This is a genomic window from Streptacidiphilus sp. EB129 (assembly GCF_041262645.1).
Lineage (GTDB): Bacteria > Actinomycetota > Actinomycetes > Streptomycetales > Streptomycetaceae > Streptacidiphilus.
The window spans coordinates 84,382-100,798 of record NZ_JBGCCS010000001.1 but is presented as its reverse complement, the minus strand read 5'-3'; the positions used below and the strand labels follow the sequence as shown (position 1 = coordinate 100,798).

The following is a 16,417-nucleotide window of genomic DNA, read 5'->3' as shown; positions in this document are numbered from 1 at the left end:
AGGGGGTGCCTCTCAGAACTCGAAGGACTCGTGGTGGATCCGGCGGGCCGGGACCCCGGCCGTGTCCAGCGCTTCGCGGGCGGTGCGGGTCATCCCGTCCGGGCCGCAGAGGTAAACGTCGTGCTCGCGCAGGTCCGGCAGCAGCGCCAGCAGCGTCCTGGCCTGCAGCGGCTCGCCGATCTCGGCGCGGGCGCCGACCAGGTAGTGCAGCCGCGCGCCGCGCCGTTCGGCGATCGACTCCAGCTCATGACGGAAGATCAGGTCCTCGGCCCGGCTGGCCCGGTAGACCAGCGTCAGCTCGCCGCGCCGGGCCGGGATGGTCTCGAACAGCGCCCGGATCGGGGTGATGCCGACGCCGGCGGCCAGCAGCAGTACCTTGCGCCGGGTGCGCCGCGCGGCGGTGAACGCCCCGTACGGACCCTCGGCCAGGATCCGCGTCCCGGGCCGGATCCGGGCCAGGGCCCGGCTGTGGCTGCCCAGGTCCTTGACGGTGATCCGCAGGTAGCGGGGGTTGGGTGCGGCGGACAGCGAGTAGGGGTTCGCGGCCAGGAACAGCCCGGGGGCCATGAAGCGCCAGCGGAAGAACTGCCCGGCCTTCGTCGCCGCCGCCAGTTCGTCGAGTCGGCGGCCGGTGATGAGCACCGAGAAGACCCCCGGGCCCTCCGGCCGCAGCTCGGCGACCCGGAGCCGGTGCCGCAGCGCGAACAGCGTCGGGACGACGAAGCGGAACCAGAGGATCAGCGCCGCGCTGCCCAGGTAGAGGCCGTACCAGAGCAGCCGGGCCTTGGTGTCCAGAACGAACTCGGCACCATTGCTGAGCTGGTGGAAGAAGGTCAGGAAGATCGCCAGATAGGTGGCCAGATGCAGGTAGTACCACGCCTCGTAACTCAGCCGCCGCCGCGCCGCCCGCGCCGACACCGCACCCACCCCGAACAGCAGCAACGTCCCGAACGTCGCCTTCAGCATGTCCGGATAGTGGAACACCAGCGTCGTGGTCTGCGCCACCAGCCCCTTCCGGTCCGTCAGCGCATACCCCCAGACGATCAGCACCACATGCGCCGACACCAGCCCCACCATGTACCGGCCACCCATCGCATGCCACCGCGCCAGCCGGTCACTGCCCAACGTCCGGTCCAGCACCGGAACCCGCGCCATCAACACCACCAGCACCGGCGCCGCATACCCCGCCAACAACCCGAACAACCGACCCGCATTCGTCACCCACGCACCAGAACTCACCACCGAACCCGTGTCACTCCACCACAGGAACACCACCACCACCGCACCCAGGCCGATCGCCATCAGCAGCGCGGGGGCGAGCAGCGCGGCGCCGTCGGCGCGTCCGGGGGGCGGCGAACCGTGGCGCGCGCCGGTCCTGGGGCGCGTTCCGACCGTGTTCGACATGGGTCTCCTCGGCGTCGGTTCGATGTCCAGCGGAGACCACCCTGACACCGGCACCTCTCAGTTCCCTCTCAACCAAGGCTCCACAGGGGACACCCACACGCAGCTCACAGGCTTGCGGCGGGGTGCATGATGGGGTGCTGTGTCCACTCCGCCCCCGCTCCCGCCCAGCACCGCGCGCGCTCCCCGCGCCCTGGTGGTCGACGACGAACCCGACCTGACCGAGGTGCTCGCGCAGGTGCTGGCCTATGACGGCTGGGAGGTCCGCACCGCCGCCGACGGGGCGTCGGCCCTGGCGCAGGCCGACCTGTTCCGGCCGGATGCGGTGGTGCTGGACGTGATGCTGCCGGACCTCGACGGCTTCGAGGTGCTGCGGCGACTCCGGACCGAGCAGCCCCGCCTGTGTGTGCTGTTCCTCACTGCCAGGGACGCGGTCGAGGACCGGATCGCCGGGATCACCGCGGGCGGCGACGACTACGTGACCAAGCCCTTCAGCCTGGAGGAGGTCGCGGCGCGGCTGCGCGGCCTGCTGCGCCGGGCCGGGCTCGGCACCGAGCCCGAGCCCGATCGCGGGCCCCGGCTGGCGCTGGGCGACCTGGAGCTCTTCGAGGCGACCCGGGAGGTGCTCCGTGGCGGGACCCCGGTGGAGCTGAGCCGCACCGAGTTCGACCTGCTGCACTACCTGATCGCCAACCCGCGCCGGGTGCTGAGCAAGGCGCAGATCCTGGACGCGGTGTGGTCGTACGACTTCGGCGGCCAGGCGCACGTGGTCGAGCTCTACATCAGCTACCTGCGCAAGAAGGTGGACGCCGGGCACCCGCCGCTGATCCACACCGTGCGCGGGGTCGGCTACGTGCTGCGGGAACCCCGATGACCCGCCCCCTCCCCCGCCCGCTCGCCCGGCCGCGGGTTTCACGGCTGCGGGTCTCACGGGTCCAGGTCTCCCGGGTGCTGCCGCGTACGCTGCGGGCCCGGCTGATCGCCGGGCTCCTGGTCCTGCTCGGGCTCGCCTGCGCCGCGGTCGGCACCGCGACCACGGTGGCACTGCACGACTTCCTGGTGTCCAAGGTGGACCAGCAGCTGGTCCAGTCCGGCGTCCGCTACGCGGCCAGCCTGGAGCACGGTGGCTCCGGCGCCCCGCCGGGCGACACCCGGGGCCAGTCGGTGGGGACCTTCGGGGCGCGGCTGGCCGGCGGCACCGTCACCCAGGCCGCGATCGTCGACGGGGACGCCGACGACTCCCCGGACCCCGCCTCCTCGGACGACGCGATCCACCTCGGCACCGGGGAGCAGCGCCTGCTGCGCGCGCTGCCGGTGGACGGCAGCGTCCACGATCTCCGGCTGGACGACGTCGGCGCCTACCGGGTCCGAGCGGTCGCCGGACAGGACGGGGACGTGCTGGTCACCGGCATCCCGCTGGCCGGGGTGGAGGACGCGGTGCACCGGCTGGAGATGATCGAGCTGACCGTGTTCGCGGCCGCCCTCGCCGCCACCGGGATCGCCGGGGCGCTGTGGGTGCGGCTGGCGCTGCGTCCGCTGGAGCGGGTGGCCGCCACCGCCGTACGGGTCACCGAACTGCCGCTGGCCAGCGGCGCGGTGGAGCTGCCGACGCGGGTGCCGGAGGCCGACCGGGGCACCGAGGTGGGGCAGGTGGGTGCCGCCTTCAACCGGATGCTGGGCCACGTCGAGGACGCGCTGGCCCGACGGCACGCCTCCGAGGAGCGGCTGCGCCGCTTCGCCGCCGACGCCGGCCACGAGCTGCGCACCCCGCTCGCGGCGATCCGCGGCCACGCCGAACTGGCCCGGCTGCACCCGCAGCCGCAGGCCCCCGAAGTGGCCCGGGCCCTGGAGCGGGTGCAGGCGGAGTCGGTGCGGATGGGCGGCATCGTGGACGACCTGCTGCTGCTGGCCCGGCTGGACGCCGGACGCCCGCTGGTCCGGCAGGAGGTGGACCTGACCGTGCTGGCGATCGACGCCGCCACCGATGCCCAGGTCGCCGGACCCGGTCACCGCTGGGTGCTGGACCTGCCCGAACGTCCGGTCGCAGTCACCGGCGACCGTGACCGGCTGCACCAGGCGGTGGGCAACCTGCTGGCCAACGCCCGGCTGCACACCGCCCCCGGCACGACCGTGCGGGTCCGGCTGTGCCGCGCCGACGCCCGGGTCCGGCTGACCGTCACCGACGACGGGCCCGGCATCCCCGAGCAACTGCGCGACGAGTTGTTCGAACGCTTTACCCGTGGCGGCGGCGGCCGCTCCCGTACCGACGGCGGCAGCGGCCTCGGCCTCGCCATCGCCCACGCCGTGGTCTCCGCCCACGGCGGAGCGCTCACCGTGGAGAGCCGCCCGGGCCACACCGAGTTCTGCCTGGATCTCCCCGGCTGACGCTGCATGTGAGCGGGGCAGTGACCGCTGCGGCAGTGACCTCTCCAGTGGGGCGGGCGTTGTGCCTGTGTGCCGGACCTACGGTCCGTCAGATCGTTTGTGTCAGGTGCATTGCGTTCTTGTTACCGCATACCTACTCTCCAGTAAGCCTACCGAGCGGTAGGCAACCGGTTCCCCCACGATCCGGAGGTCCGTCATGCCCGCCCGAGCCAGATCCCACGGCCGCAGACCCCACCCGACCAGCCCCTCCACGACCAGCCCTCGCACGACCAGCCCCCAGGGCCGCAAACGCCGCCTCACCGGCAGAGTCTGCACCGCGCTCGTCGCCACCGCCGCGCTCTCGCTGCTCACCCTGGGCGTCACGGCGCCGCCGGCACAGGCCGCGTCCTACCCCGTCCCCTACAGCTTCGCCGCCGGCATCAGCGCCGAACTGTTCGACCCCGGCAGCGCCCCGCCCGGAGCCAACGACTGGTCCTGCCACCCCAGCGCCGCCCACCCCCGCCCGGTCGTCCTGGTGCACGGCACCTTCGGCGACATGACCGACAGCTGGCAGGCGCTGTCGCCGCTCCTCGCCGACGAGGGCTACTGCGTCTTCGCGCTGAACTACGGCGGCTCCCCCGGCAACCTGTTCCAGGGCTACGGCGACATCCCCACCAGCGCCGCACAGCTCGCCGCCTTCGTCGACCAGGTGCTCGGCGCGACCGGTGCCGCCCAGGTCGACATCGTCGGACACTCGCAGGGCGGCATGATGCCGCGCTACTACCTCAAGTACCTCGGCGGGGCGGCCAAGGTGCACACCCTGGTCGGCCTGGCACCGTCCAACCACGGCACCGACCTGGACGGGCTCACCGGGCTGCTGGCCGCGTTCCCCGGCAGCTCCTCGTTCGTCGGCTCGCTCTGCGCGGCCTGCGCCCAGCAGGAGGCCGGATCGCCGTTCATCACCGCGCTGAACGCGGGCGGCGACACCGTACCGGGCGTCCACTACACGGTGATCGAGACCCGCTACGACGAGGTGGTCACCCCCTACGCCTCGGCCTTCCTGAGCGGCGACCACGTCAGCGACATCACCCTGCAGGACCAGTGCGGGCTGGACTTCGCCGACCATCTGGCGGTCATCTACGACCCGGTGGCACTGCACGACGTCGTCAACGCGCTGGACCCGGCCCACGCGACCGAGCCGCTCTGCGTACCGGTGCTTCCGGTCCTGGGGGGCTGAAGGGCGCGGACGGAGGGATACGGGGGGATGCTGAAGGTGCGCACCGCCCCGGTGCGCCCTACAGTCCAGACAGTCCCATCCGTTGCGATCGTCACCTCGGAGGTTCCTCATGTCCCAGTCACAGGACCAGCCCGACGAGCGGATGCCCACCCCGGACCGGTTGCTCCACACCGGGTCCGAGCACCCGATCGACCCCGAGGACCTCGTCCTCGCGAGCGGCCGTGAACTGACCCCCGAGCGGATCGAGAAGGCCCGGAAGCTGATCGAGGAACACGGAGCAGCCGCCGTCGAGCGCGTCCTGCCCTGACCCGCGCACCCCCGGCGGCGACCCGACGCAGCCCCGCCGCCCGCGCACCGCCCCGGCGTCAGCCGACGGCGGGCAGGATCCGTCCGGTGACCTCGCCGAAGCCGATGCGGCCGCCGTCCCCGGCCGGGGCGGTCGCGGTGATGGTGACCTCGTCGCCGTCCTGGAGGAAGCTGCGGGTGCTGCCGTCCGGGAGCTTGACCGGCTGCTCGCCGTTCCAGGCGAGCTCGATCAGCGAGCCCCGGGTGTCCGGCTCAGGGCCGCTGACCGTGCCCGAGGCGAAGAAGTCGCCGGTACGCAGCGGGGCCCCGTTGACGGTCATGTGGGCCAGCTGCTGCGCCCCGGTCCAGTACAGCGAGCCGGCCGGCGGGCGCGACAGCACGTGCCCGTTCAGGCTCACCTCCATGGTGAGGTCGAGACCCCAGGGCTCGGCGTCGGCGCCGGTGTCGTCCAGGTAGGGCAGCAGCGGCACGTCCCGGGCCGGAGGCGCGGTGCGGGCCTCGCGCAGCGCGTCCAGCGGGACGATCCACGGCGAGACCGAGGTGGCGAAGGACTTGCCCAGGAACGGGCCCAGCGGCACGTACTCCCAGGCCTGCAGGTCGCGCGCGGACCAGTCGTTGACCAGGCACACGCCGAACACGTGCTCGGGGAAGTCGCCCAGGGCGACCGGCTCGCCCAGCGGCGAGGGCGCGCCGACCAGGAAGCCCACCTCGGCTTCGATGTCCAGCCGCAGCGAGGGGCCGAAGGTCGGCGCCGGGTCGGCGGGAGCCTTGCGCTGGCCGCTGGGCCGCACCACCGGGGTGCCGGACACCACCAGCGAGCCAGCCCGGCCGTGGTAGCCGATCGGCAGGTGCTTCCAGTTGGGCGTGAGCGGCTCGGTGCCGGGCCGGAACAGCGCGCCGAGGTTGGACGCGTGGTGCTCGGAGGCGTAGAAGTCGACGTAGTCGGCCGGCTCGAACGGCAGGTGCAGCCGCACCTCGGTGAGCGGGTGCAGCTGCGGCTCGACGGCCGCCCGGTGGGCCGGGTCGGTGAGCCAGCCGGTGACGGTGCCGCGGAGCGCCGTCCAGGCCGGACGCCCGGCGGCGAGCAGCGCGTTCAGTGAAGGAGAGTCCAGCAGCGAAGGCGCGTCGAGCAGCTCGGAGGGTGCCCCGGCGGCGCGCGCCGCCGCGCCGAGGTCCAGCACCTGGTCGCCGATCCGCACGCCGAGCCGGCGCCGGTCGTCGGCGGAGCCGGGTCGGCTGAACACTCCGTAGGGCAGGTTGGCCAGGCCGAACAGGCTGTCCTCGGGCAGGTCCAGCCAGGTGGCGGTGGTCATACGGACTCCAGATGCGCGGACGGAAGGGTGATCAGGCCGAGTTCGGCCAGTTCGGCCAGCGGCTCGGCGATGCTGCAGGTGCCGTAGCCGGTGAAGGCTGCGCGCACGGCGGCCGCCTGGTCCCCGGTCAGGGTGCGCAGGTCGGCGGCGAGTTCGGTTCCGGACCGGCACTCCAGGATGTCGGCGAGCCGGGCCCGGGTGGCGCCGCCGAGAGCCGCGTGGGTGGCGGCGAGGATGTTGGTGAAGCCGTGGTGGGCGAATCCCGTCGCGGGGTCGGTGTGCCGGACCGCGTGATGCAGCCCGGCGGTGCACTTGAACGGCAGCCCACGGTCGACGCAGCCGGAGACAAACCCGGCCAGCTCTCCCGTGCCGGGGAAGGCCGCGGCAGTGAGGCCCCCGGTGCGCAGCTTGGCCCGGTAGGGCGTGGCGGCGAGCACGTCCAGCGCGCCGTCCAGCTCGCTACCGGTCCGGCCGACGTCCGGTGTGCCTTCGCCTGTGCCTTCGCCGCTGTTCGGGCCGGGCGCGGTGCGCCGGACCTCGACCACGCCGCCCACGCCGGGCGGCAGCAGTGCGTCCAGGGCCTCCGCCGCCTCGCGCGCGGCCTCGGCCGGGGTTCCGTCCGGACCGCAGGCCAGCTCCACGCCGACCAGCTCGAACCCGGCCCCGGGGAGCACCTCCGCCGCCGTGCCCAGCGCCGCCCGCAGTCCGCGCGGACCGCGCGGCACCACCAGCACGGCGCCCTGCGCGGGCACGCTGCCGGGGCGGGTCCACGGCACCTCCTCGGCCAGCGGCGCCAGCTGCGCCGCGCCGACCAGGAACGGGCCGACCAGCGGCGCGTACCAGGCGGCCCGGTGCACCCGGTGGGCCGGAACGGCCTCCACCGGCGGTGCCTCGCCGGGCGGGAACATCGCCGCGTCGTCGCACAGACCGCGCAACAGGACGGGGACCAACGTCCCGCCCCGGACCTCGGACTGGGTCATGGCCCGCTCCCCTCTCACTGCCGCGTCGTGTCGCGCTGCCACATCGTGTCCAGCTGCCGCCTGTCGTACCGTGCGGAAGTAGACGGCCCAACTGGCTCCTGGGACAATATCCTCCGCCCGACCTGGGCATTCTGTACAGCACAACACTCGCCAAGGGACCCGGCATGGAAGAACTGCGCAGCAAGCTCGACCAGCTGGACACCCTGCTGATCCGGGCGCTGTCGGAGCACCCGCGCACGGGTTTCCTGGAGCTGTCCCGGCTCACCGGGGTGTCCCGGGCGACCGTGCAGGCGCGGGTCCAGCGGCTGGAGGAGTCCGGTGTGATCACCGGCTACGGTCCGGACCTGGACCTGCCCGCGGCCGGCTACCCGGTGCTGGCCTTCGTCAGCCTGGAGATCGCCCAGGGCGGGCTGGACCAGATCGCCGATGAGCTGGCCCGGGTGCCGGAGATCGTCGAGGCCTACGGCACCACCGGTCCGGCGGACGTGAACTGCCGGGTCGCCGCCCGTTCGCACCAGCACCTGCAGGACACCCTGATCCGGATCAGCCGGATCCCGGCCGTGGTCCGCTCGACCAGTGTCATCGCGCTGTCCCAGGTGGTCGCGCCGCGCCGGCTCCCGCTGCTGGACTCCGAACAGCGCCCCCGCCCCACCCGCGTCCCCGCCTACCGGACCACGCCCCTCAGCTGAATCTCCCGGCTGAACCTCTCGTCCCCGAGCCACCGTCATCGACCGGGCAGCGACCGGCTACCGGGCGGCGACCCCGGATGCGTCCTTCGCGGGCCCGCCCGGGCCGGCGCCCGGTCGGCCGCGCAGCGGGATCTCCTGGATGAACCAGGCCGCGACGAACCCGGCCGCGCAGAGCAGGCCGCAGCACAGGAAGATGCTGTCGATGCCGGACGAGACCGCGTGCAGGTAGGCGTGCCTGACCCCGTCGGGGAGGGTGCCCAGCGCCGACGGGTCCAGCTGGTCGCCGTGGGCCGTGGCGCCACCGGGCTGCCCGGCCATCCCGGCACTGACCCGACGGTTGAAGAGCGCGCCGAACAGCGCGACACCCGCGGAACCCCCGAGCGTGCGGAACAGCGTGGCCGCGCCGGAGACGGCGCCCATGTCCTTGAGCTCTGCACTGTTCTGGGCGATCATCACCACCATCTGCATCAGGAAGCCCAGGCCCGCGCCGAACACCGCCATGAACAGACCGGCGGTCAGGCGGCCGGTGGAGGTGTCCGTGGTCGACAGGAGGAAGCTGCCGACACTCAGCAGCCCGGCGCCCAGGATCGGGAAGACCTTGTACCGTCCGGTCGCTGCCATGACCCGGCCGACGATCTGCGAGACCAGGATGATCGGGATCATCATCGGCAGCAGCAACAGGCCCGAGTTGGCGGCCGACGCGCCCTGGACCGTCTGCTGGAACAGTGGCAGGAAGCTCACCGCGCCGAACATCGCCACACCCGTGACCAGCGCAAGGAACGCGGACAGGCTCACATTGCGGTTGCGGAACAGGCCCAGCGGCAGCACCGGTTCGGAGGCGCGGGCCTGCGACCACAGGAAGGCCGCCAGGCCGAGCACCGCGACCACGATGGTGACCAGCACCCGGTCCGACCCCCAGGCGTACTGAGTACCGCCCCAGGTGGTCATCAGCACGACGGCGGTGATGGTGACGGTCAGCAGCACCGCGCCCAGGTAGTCAATCCGCACCGCGTCGATCCGCACCGCGTCGATCCGCACGTCGGCGCGCCGCTTCGACAGGTGCAGCATCGCCTGGCACCACACCAGCGCGACCACGCCGAGCGGCAGGTTGAGGTAGAAGGCCCAGCGCCAGCCCGCATGTTCGGTCAGGAAGCCGCCCAGCAGCGGCCCGCCGACCGTGGCCAGGGCCATCACGGTCGCCATCATCCCCTGGTACCTCGCCCGCTCCCGGGGCGCGACCAGTTCGCCGATGATCGCGAACGCGCCGACCGCGAGGCCGCCCGCGCCGATGCCCTGCAGCACCCGGAAGCCGATCAGCTGGTCCATGGTCTGCGCGGCACCGGAGAGGCCCGAGCCCAGTAGGAAGACCACGATCGAGGTGAGGAAGACCTGCTTGCGGCCGTACAGGTCGCCGAGCTTGCCCCACAGCGGAGTGGATGCGGCGGTGGCCAGGGTGTAGGCGGAGACCACCCAGGACAGCAGGCTCAGTCCGCCGAGTTCGCCGACGATCGTCGGCATCGCGGTGCCGACGATCATGTTGTCGAGCATGCCCAGGAGCATCGCGAGCATGACCCCGAGCAGGACCCAGCGGATGTTGCGCGCGCTCGCGAATGCGGCCGGGACGGGGCCTTCGCGGCCCGGCCCGGCGGGTGTGTCGGGTGGCTCGGGGGTGGCCGGCGTGCCGGGTGTGACGGGTGTTCTGCGTGTGGTGGCGCGCATGGTGATCAGCTCCCTGAGGACGAGAAGGGCTGGCTTTTCGAGCGTAACGAACATGTTCGTTACGAACAAGTTCGTTCCGTCGCGGCATGCGACTGGCCTCCAACGAACATGTTCGTTACCGTGACCCCATGACCGCCGAGCCGCCCCCCGCGCCGCGCAGCCGGCGCGAGCGCCCCGCGAAGCCCGCCCTCACCAGGGACGGGATCATCGCCACCGCCGTCGACGTGATGCGCGCCGAGGGCCTCGACCGGGTGACCATGCGCCGGTTGTCGCAGGAGCTGGACACCGGACCCGCGTCGTTCTACGTCTACTTCCGCAACACCGCCGAGCTGCACGCGGGGATCCTGGACGAGCTGCTGGCCGAGGTGGACCTGAACCCGGCCCGAACCGACGGCCCCTGGCGGGACCGGGTGGCCGCGGTGCTGACCTCCTACCTCGCGGTGCTGATCGAACACCCGTCACTGGCCCGCTCCGCCCTGGTGGCGCGCCCGTCCGGAGCGCACTACCTCGACCTGGTCGAGGTTCTGCTGGCCCTGATGAGCGAGGGCAAGGTCGCGCCGGAGCGCGCCGCCTGGGCGGTCGACCTGCTGCTGCAGTACGCGACCGCGACGGCGGCCGAACAGTCCGCCCACAGGCGCTCCATCGACAGCCAGGACGAGTGGGACGCCCTCGCCGCCGCCCTGCACGGCGCCTCCCCCGAGCGGCACCCCCACATCGCCGCCCTGGGTGACGACCTGCTGTCCGGCACCAGCCGCGCCCGCCTGACCTGGGGCTTCCAGGTCCTCATCGCCGGCCTGGAAGCAGCCCCCGCCCCCGATACCGCAGGCTGACCCCCGGCGCGCCGGGTCGCGCCCGCATCGCCCAGCCCTCCCGGCGCGACCCCGGCGCGACCGGCGCGGGGCCCGGCCGCCCGAGCCAGGCGGGTCAGGGCCTCGTGGCTCGACGGGCGCGGAAGGCAGCGGCCTTGGCCCGGTTCTGACACGCCGTCGAACAGAACTGCCGGGCGGCGTTGCGCGAGGTGTCGACGTAGACCCGATCGCACCGGGCCGCCTGGCAGACGCCGAGGCGACCGGCGAGGCCGCCGCCGATCACCATGGCCAGCCCGGTCGCACAGCCGGCGCTCCACCCGACGGCGAGCGAGTCGTCCGCGCCATGGAAGTGCACCTGCCAGGGCTCGCCCACGACCCGGTCCAGCTGCGGCCTGGCCCCGTTCGAGCGCAGCAGCGCGTTCAGCACGACGGCCTGTTCCCTCCTGCTCGCTGCCGGTCTGGCCGGCTTCGCCGCGGCGCACACCCTGCCGACCTCGCTGACGGCCACCGTGGTCTGGAGTCTGGGCGACCTGCTGATCCTCGGACGGGCCCACGCCCAGGTCGCCGACCTCGCCCCGCCCGGCGGCACCGGCCGCTACCTCGCCGTCTACGGCGTCAGCTGGGGAATCGCCACCGTCGCCGCCCCGCTCGTCGGCACCCAGATCCTCGAACGCGCGGGCCCGACAGTGTTGTGGACCGCCATGGCCGCCCTCTGCCTCGTCCTCGCCGCGTACCAGCTCTCGTGCCGGTGGCGGCCGTCTCGTGGCTCGCTGACGATGCGTTCGGACTCCGCAGGGTGGCCCCGCAGGTCGTGACGGGCCCTGGCGCGAGTTCCGCGGAGCTGAGGTTGGCCGCAGGGCCTTGGGCCGGACGGGGGACCGGGGTGCGCTCCGGGTGCGCGGGGCGGTGGGGCCGCTTAGGGTCGCAGACATCCGTGGTGTCGCCGGGAGGCCCGCATGTCCAGCTCCGCCCCGGGAGACGCCGGAGACGCCGGAGACGCCGGCGAACCGGGCGAACCCGGCAGGAGCGGTGGCGAACCCGACCCGGGGAGCGGCGCTCCCGAGGAGCCTGACGGTGCTTCGGGGACCAGACCGCCGGGTCGCTCCGCGCGAGCCAGGGCCGCGTTCGAGAGCACCCGGCTGGAGGCCGAGCGGCGCTTTCCGGTGCTCACCGAACTGACGTCGCGTCTGCTGACCGCCAATCTGCTGGACGCCGCGACCCGGCTGGCCGCGCAGGCCTTCCTGACCACCGTCCCGCTGCTGTTCGCCATCGCCGCGTTCGCCCCGCCCGCGGTGCGCAACCAGCTGCACGACTCGCTGCGCTCGGTGTTCGCCCTGGACGGCGCCGGCGACGCGCAGCTGACCCAGGTGCTGGAGGCCAACGACGGCGCCGCCCAGCTCCGGGAGACCAGCGGGATCGTCGGCCTGCTGATGGCGCTGATCTCCGCGACCAGTTTCAGCCGGGCGATGGCCCGGGTCTGCTCGCGGGCCTGGCTGCTGCCCAAGGCGCCCGCCCGGGCCGCCGCCTGGCGCTGGCTGGTCTGGGTGCTGGTACTGCTGGTGCTGCTGGTGTGCCAGGGGCCGCTGCGGGACGGCTTCGGGGCCGGCCTGTGGCTGGGCGTGCCACTGACCTTCCTGGCCGAGGTCTGCGGCGCGTGGTGGACCCAGCACCTGCTGCTGGCCTCCCGGGTGGCCTGGCTGCCGCTGCTGCCCGGGGCTCTGCTGGTGGCCGGGACACTGGCCTCCCTGTCGCTGACGGCCCGGTTCTACCTGCCGGCCGCGATGAACCGGGCGATATCCGACTACGGGTCGCTCGGGCTGGTGCTGACGCTGCTGTCCTGGCTGATCGCCATCTGCGCGGCCGTCACCTTCGCGGTGACCATCGGCGCGGTGCTGGCCCAGGAGCCGCCGGTCAACGGTCTGGTCCGCTACCACCCGCCGCCGCGACCGGCCGACCCACCCGCCGGCCAGCCGACCGGCTGACCGGCCGACGGGCCGACCGGCTGACCGGCCGACCGAGCGCCGCGCCGTCAGCGGGCGCGCCGAACCGCGCCGAACCCATCGCCGGGAAGCCACTCCGGCCGCGAGGGAACCACTCCCGGGGCGGAGCCGTCACATCGGCGCCACCCGCACCGACGGAAAGGACGATCATGGCCTCACGACGGCTCGTCACCGCCACGCTTCCCCTGCTGCTCGCCCTGGCCCTGGCCGGCTGCGCCTCCGCGGCCGGCGCCGGAGCCTCAGCCCAGCCCACCGGTTCCGCCGTAGCCTCCGCCGGCACCAGCGGTGCCGTGACGCAGTCCGCCTCGCCCGGCACCAGCACGGACGCGGGCGCGGGCACGGGCGGCGGCTCCGGCTCCGCTTCGGCCGTCCCCAGTGCCTCGTCGGTCCGCACCATCACGCTGGACGAGCACTCCGCCGGCACCACCGTCGCCGTCGCCCAGGGCGACACCGTGGTCCTGGTCATGCACAGCAGCTACTGGAGCGCGCCGGTGAACTCCGCCCCCAAGCTGCTGCAGCAGATGGGCGGTACCGCCGGCTCCGCCGCTCCGCCCGGGCCGACGTGCCACCCCGGCCAGGGCTGCGGAACGGTCACCACGACGTTCGTCGCCAAGGGCGCCGGCACGGCCAAGCTCAGCGCCACCCGCACCAGCTGCGGCGAGGCGATGGCCTGCTCCCCCGCCCAGCGCAGCTTCAGCGTCACGCTGGTGATCACCGGCTCCTGACGCCGGGTCCGCACGGGGCAGCCTCCGCGGCTGGTCCCGGACGACGGCGCCGGTCCCCCGCCCGACGGGAGGACCGGCGCCGCGCCGCATGCACGCCCCCCGGTCCGGCCGTCCCGGCGCGCAGGGGCATGATCAGCTGATCCGGCGCGGCCGGGGAGACTGTTCGCGGCGGCCGGCACCCGGTCGCCGTCAGAAGGGGTGCTGCATCATGAGTTTCGCGACGCTGGCGGTGATCTCGCTGGCCGCCCTGCTCGGCCCGCTGCTCGCGCTGCCGCAGCGCTGGCATCTGCCGGTGGTCGTGGGCGAGCTGGCCGCCGGGGTGGTGCTCGGACCCACCGTGGTCGGCTATCTGCACGCGGGCAACCCGACCTTCGCCTTCCTGGCCGACATCGGCTTCGCGCTGATGATGTTCGTCGCGGGCGCGCACGTCCCGGTGCGCGACCCCAGCCTGCGCACCGCGCTGCGGCTCGGGTCGCTGCGCGCCCTGGGCATCGGCGCGCTGGCGGTGCTGCCGGCCCTGGGCATCGCCACCGCCTTCGGCACCGGCCACACCGCCCTCTACACCGTGCTGCTGGCCTCCTCCTCGGCCGCGCTGATCCTGCCCATCGTGGACTCGCTGCGACTCACCGGCCCGGCGGTGCTGCAGCTGCTGCCGCAGGTCGCGGTGGCCGACACGGTCTGCATCGTGGCGCTGCCACTGGCCATCGACCTCAAGCACGCGGTCCGGGCCGCCCTGGGCGCACTGGCGCTGACCGGCTGCGCGGCGGTGCTGTTCCTGGTGCTCCGGCACGGGGAGCGGAACGGCTTCCGGCGCCGGGTGCACCGGCTCTCGCGGCACCGCTCCTTCGCGCTGGAGCTGCGGATCAGCCTGACGGTGCTGTTCTCGCTGGCCGCGCTGGCGACCAGTACCCACGTCTCGATCATGCTGGCCGGCTTCTCCTTCGGGCTGGTGGTGGCCGCCATCGGCGAGCCCAGACGGCTGGCGAGGCAGCTGTTCGCGCTCACCGAGGGTTTCCTCGGGCCGCTGTTCTTCCTGTGGCTGGGCGCTTCGCTGGACCTGCGCGAGCTGGGCCGGCACCCGTCCTTCGTCCTGGTCGGCCTGCTGCTGGGCGCGGGCGCGATCGCGGTGCACTGCGCCGCCCGCATCAGCGGGCAGCCGCTCGCCATCGGGGCGCTGGCCTCAGCGCAGCTGGGCGTCCCGGTCGCGGCGGCGGCCCTGGGCACCCAGCTGCACCTGCTGCAGCCCGGCGAGGCGGCCGCGCTGATGCTGGGCGCGCTGGTGACCATCGCCGCCGCGGCCCTGGCCGGTGCCCGCGCCGCCCGAACCACAGACGGGACCGAGGGGCCCGCCGGCACGCCGGAGGGCGCTGGAACGCCAGGGGGTGCCGGAACGCCAGGAGTTGCTGGAACGCCAGGAGGTGCGGGGCAACCCGCGACCGGGCCCGCCACCCAGTAGGGTCGCTGAGCAACAGCCCAACTCCTACGGCGGTGGCGAACGGTGACGGAACATCTCGTGGTGATCGGCGCGGACGCGGCCGGCATGTCCGCCGCCTCCCAGGCCAGGCGCCGGCGCGGCGCCGACGACCTGCGGATCACCGCGTTCGAGCGGGGCCACTTCAGCTCCTACTCGGCCTGCGGGATCCCGTACTGGGTCGGCGGCCAGGTCGCCGACCGGGACAGCCTGATCGCCCGCACCCCGGAGGAGCACCGGGCGCGCGGGATCGACCTGCGGATGCGCACCGAGGTGACCCGGATCGACCTGGACCGCCGCCGGGTGCACAGCCGCGACGTCGACACCGGCGAGTCGTCCTGGACCGGCTTCGACCAGCTGGTCATCGCCACCGGCGCGGAACCGCTGCGCCCGGACGACCTGCCCGGCTTCAACGCACCGGGCGTGCACGGGGTGCAGACCCTGGACGACGGCGCGGCACTGCTGGCCACCCTGGACCGGGAGTGCCACCGGGCGGTGGTGGTCGGCGGCGGATACATCGGCGTCGAGATGGCCGAGGCGATGGTGCAGCGCGGCCTGACGGTGACCATGGTGCACCGGTCGCCGGAGCCGATGTCCACACTCGACCCGGACATGGGCCGGCTGGTCCGCGAGGCGATGACCGGCATGGGCATCGAGGTGGTGTCCGGGGCGGAGGCCAGGGAGGTCCGGCTGGGCCCGGACGGCCACCCCCGGGCCGTGGTCACCACGGCCGGCGAGTACCCGGCCGACGTGGTGGTGCTCGGCCTCGGCGTGCGGCCGAGGACCGCGCTGGCCCGCGCGGCCGGGCTGCCGCTGGGCGAGTCCGGCGGGCTGCGGACCGACGCGGAGATGCGCGTGCCCGGCGTCGACGGGGTCTGGGCGGGCGGGGACTGCGTCGAGGTGCTGAACCGGGTCTCCGGACGGCACCAGCACATCGCGCTGGGCACCCACGCCAACAAGCACGGCCTGGTGATCGGCACCAACATCGGCGGCGGCAAGGCCTCCTTCCCGGGCGTGGTCGGCACCGCGGTGAGCAAGGTCTGCTCGCTGGAGATCGCCCGTACCGGGCTGCTCGAACGCGAGGCCACCGCGGCCGGTCTCGACTGGACCGCCGCCGTCATCGAGTCCACCAGCCGGGCAGGCTACTACCCCGGTGCGGCACCGATGACCGTGAAGATGCTGGCCGAGCAGGGCACCGGGCGGCTGCTGGGGCTGCAGATCGTCGGCCGCGAGGGAGCAGCGAAGCGGGTGGACATCGGCGCCGTGGCGCTGACCGCGGGGATGACGGTCGATCAGGTGGTCTCCCTGGACCTCGGCTACGCCCCGCCGTTCTCCCCGGTCTGGGACCCGGTCCAGGTAGCCGCCCGCAAGATCGCCTCCCGCGCCGCGTCCGCCTGAAGACC

General features: G+C 73.7%; 16 protein-coding genes. 11 read left to right on the top strand and 5 right to left on the bottom strand.

The window, feature by feature from the left end:
- Positions 1-12: 12 nt before the first annotated feature.
- Positions 13-1,404, bottom strand: a complete 1,392-nt coding sequence (locus ABH925_RS00525) for a ferric reductase-like transmembrane domain-containing protein (protein WP_370144485.1) — start codon at positions 1,402-1,404, stop codon at positions 13-15.
- 139 nt (positions 1,405-1,543) lie between these two features.
- Here ABH925_RS00525 and ABH925_RS00520 point away from each other — a divergent pair, with 139 nt between their 5' ends.
- The 4 genes from ABH925_RS00520 (at position 1,544) to ABH925_RS00505 (ending at position 5,309) form a co-directional block, all read left to right on the top strand.
- Positions 1,544-2,275: a response regulator transcription factor gene (locus tag ABH925_RS00520; RefSeq protein WP_370144483.1), complete on the top strand. Its 732-nt coding sequence runs from the start codon at positions 1,544-1,546 to the stop codon at positions 2,273-2,275.
- Positions 2,272-3,786 carry a sensor histidine kinase gene (locus tag ABH925_RS00515; protein WP_370144481.1) on the top strand — a complete coding sequence of 505 codons (1,515 nt, stop codon included), beginning with the start codon at positions 2,272-2,274 and terminating at the stop codon, positions 3,784-3,786. The genes ABH925_RS00520 and ABH925_RS00515 overlap by 4 nt, the downstream gene beginning before the upstream one ends.
- A gap of 196 nt (positions 3,787-3,982) precedes the next feature.
- Positions 3,983-5,002 (top strand): alpha/beta fold hydrolase, encoded by a 1,020-nt coding sequence (locus ABH925_RS00510; protein ID WP_370144479.1) that lies wholly within the window; start codon positions 3,983-3,985, stop codon positions 5,000-5,002.
- A gap of 109 nt (positions 5,003-5,111) precedes the next feature.
- On the top strand, positions 5,112-5,309 hold the full coding sequence (locus tag ABH925_RS00505; protein WP_370144477.1) for a hypothetical protein: 198 nt from the start codon (positions 5,112-5,114) through the stop codon (positions 5,307-5,309).
- Positions 5,310-5,367: 58 nt separating this feature from the next.
- On the opposite strand, the gene fahA is transcribed toward ABH925_RS00505, so the two are convergent.
- Together fahA and ABH925_RS00495 are read right to left on the bottom strand one after the other, a co-directional pair.
- Positions 5,368-6,621, bottom strand: a complete 1,254-nt coding sequence (fahA, locus tag ABH925_RS00500) for a fumarylacetoacetase (protein WP_370144475.1) — start codon at positions 6,619-6,621, stop codon at positions 5,368-5,370.
- Complete coding sequence (locus ABH925_RS00495) at positions 6,618-7,601, bottom strand: hypothetical protein (protein WP_370144473.1); 984 nt, start codon at positions 7,599-7,601, stop codon at positions 6,618-6,620. The genes fahA and ABH925_RS00495 overlap by 4 nt, the downstream gene beginning before the upstream one ends.
- Before the next feature lie 164 nt (positions 7,602-7,765).
- Here ABH925_RS00495 and ABH925_RS00490 point away from each other — a divergent pair, with 164 nt between their 5' ends.
- The gene (locus ABH925_RS00490; protein ID WP_370144471.1) at positions 7,766-8,290 is read left to right on the top strand and encodes an Lrp/AsnC family transcriptional regulator; all 525 of its coding nucleotides are present in this window, start codon (positions 7,766-7,768) and stop codon (positions 8,288-8,290) included.
- A gap of 57 nt (positions 8,291-8,347) precedes the next feature.
- Here ABH925_RS00490 and ABH925_RS00485 read toward each other — a convergent pair whose 3' ends face one another.
- Positions 8,348-10,009 carry an MDR family MFS transporter gene (locus ABH925_RS00485; protein ID WP_370144469.1) on the bottom strand — a complete coding sequence of 554 codons (1,662 nt, stop codon included), beginning with the start codon at positions 10,007-10,009 and terminating at the stop codon, positions 8,348-8,350.
- A gap of 128 nt (positions 10,010-10,137) precedes the next feature.
- Between ABH925_RS00485 and ABH925_RS00480 the strand changes: the two genes are divergently transcribed.
- Positions 10,138-10,839, top strand: coding sequence for a TetR/AcrR family transcriptional regulator (locus tag ABH925_RS00480; RefSeq protein ID WP_370144467.1), 702 nt, complete (start codon positions 10,138-10,140; stop codon positions 10,837-10,839).
- A 94-nt stretch (positions 10,840-10,933) separates the two neighbouring features.
- On the opposite strand, the gene ABH925_RS00475 is transcribed toward ABH925_RS00480, so the two are convergent.
- Positions 10,934-11,104: a CGNR zinc finger domain-containing protein gene (locus ABH925_RS00475; protein WP_370144921.1), complete on the bottom strand. Its 171-nt coding sequence runs from the start codon at positions 11,102-11,104 to the stop codon at positions 10,934-10,936.
- Between ABH925_RS00475 and ABH925_RS00470 the strand changes: the two genes are divergently transcribed.
- The 5 genes from ABH925_RS00470 to ABH925_RS00450 all read left to right on the top strand — a co-directional run bounded on the left by ABH925_RS00470 (position 11,103) and on the right by ABH925_RS00450 (position 16,412).
- Positions 11,103-11,633, top strand: coding sequence for a hypothetical protein (locus ABH925_RS00470; protein WP_370144943.1), 531 nt, complete (start codon positions 11,103-11,105; stop codon positions 11,631-11,633). The two genes, ABH925_RS00475 and ABH925_RS00470, sit on opposite strands and share 2 nt — an antisense overlap.
- A 141-nt stretch (positions 11,634-11,774) precedes the next feature.
- Positions 11,775-12,800 (top strand): ribonuclease BN, encoded by a 1,026-nt coding sequence (locus ABH925_RS00465; protein ID WP_370144465.1) that lies wholly within the window; start codon positions 11,775-11,777, stop codon positions 12,798-12,800.
- 167 nt (positions 12,801-12,967) lie between these two features.
- Complete coding sequence (locus ABH925_RS00460; RefSeq protein WP_370144463.1) at positions 12,968-13,543, top strand: hypothetical protein; 576 nt, start codon at positions 12,968-12,970, stop codon at positions 13,541-13,543.
- Between the two features lie 208 nt (positions 13,544-13,751).
- Positions 13,752-14,999 carry a cation:proton antiporter gene (locus tag ABH925_RS00455; RefSeq protein WP_370144461.1) on the top strand — a complete coding sequence of 416 codons (1,248 nt, stop codon included), beginning with the start codon at positions 13,752-13,754 and terminating at the stop codon, positions 14,997-14,999.
- Between the two features lie 42 nt (positions 15,000-15,041).
- Entirely contained in the window at positions 15,042-16,412 is a 1,371-nt protein-coding gene (locus ABH925_RS00450) for an FAD-dependent oxidoreductase (protein WP_370144459.1), read from the top strand.
- Positions 16,413-16,417 lie beyond the last annotated feature (5 nt).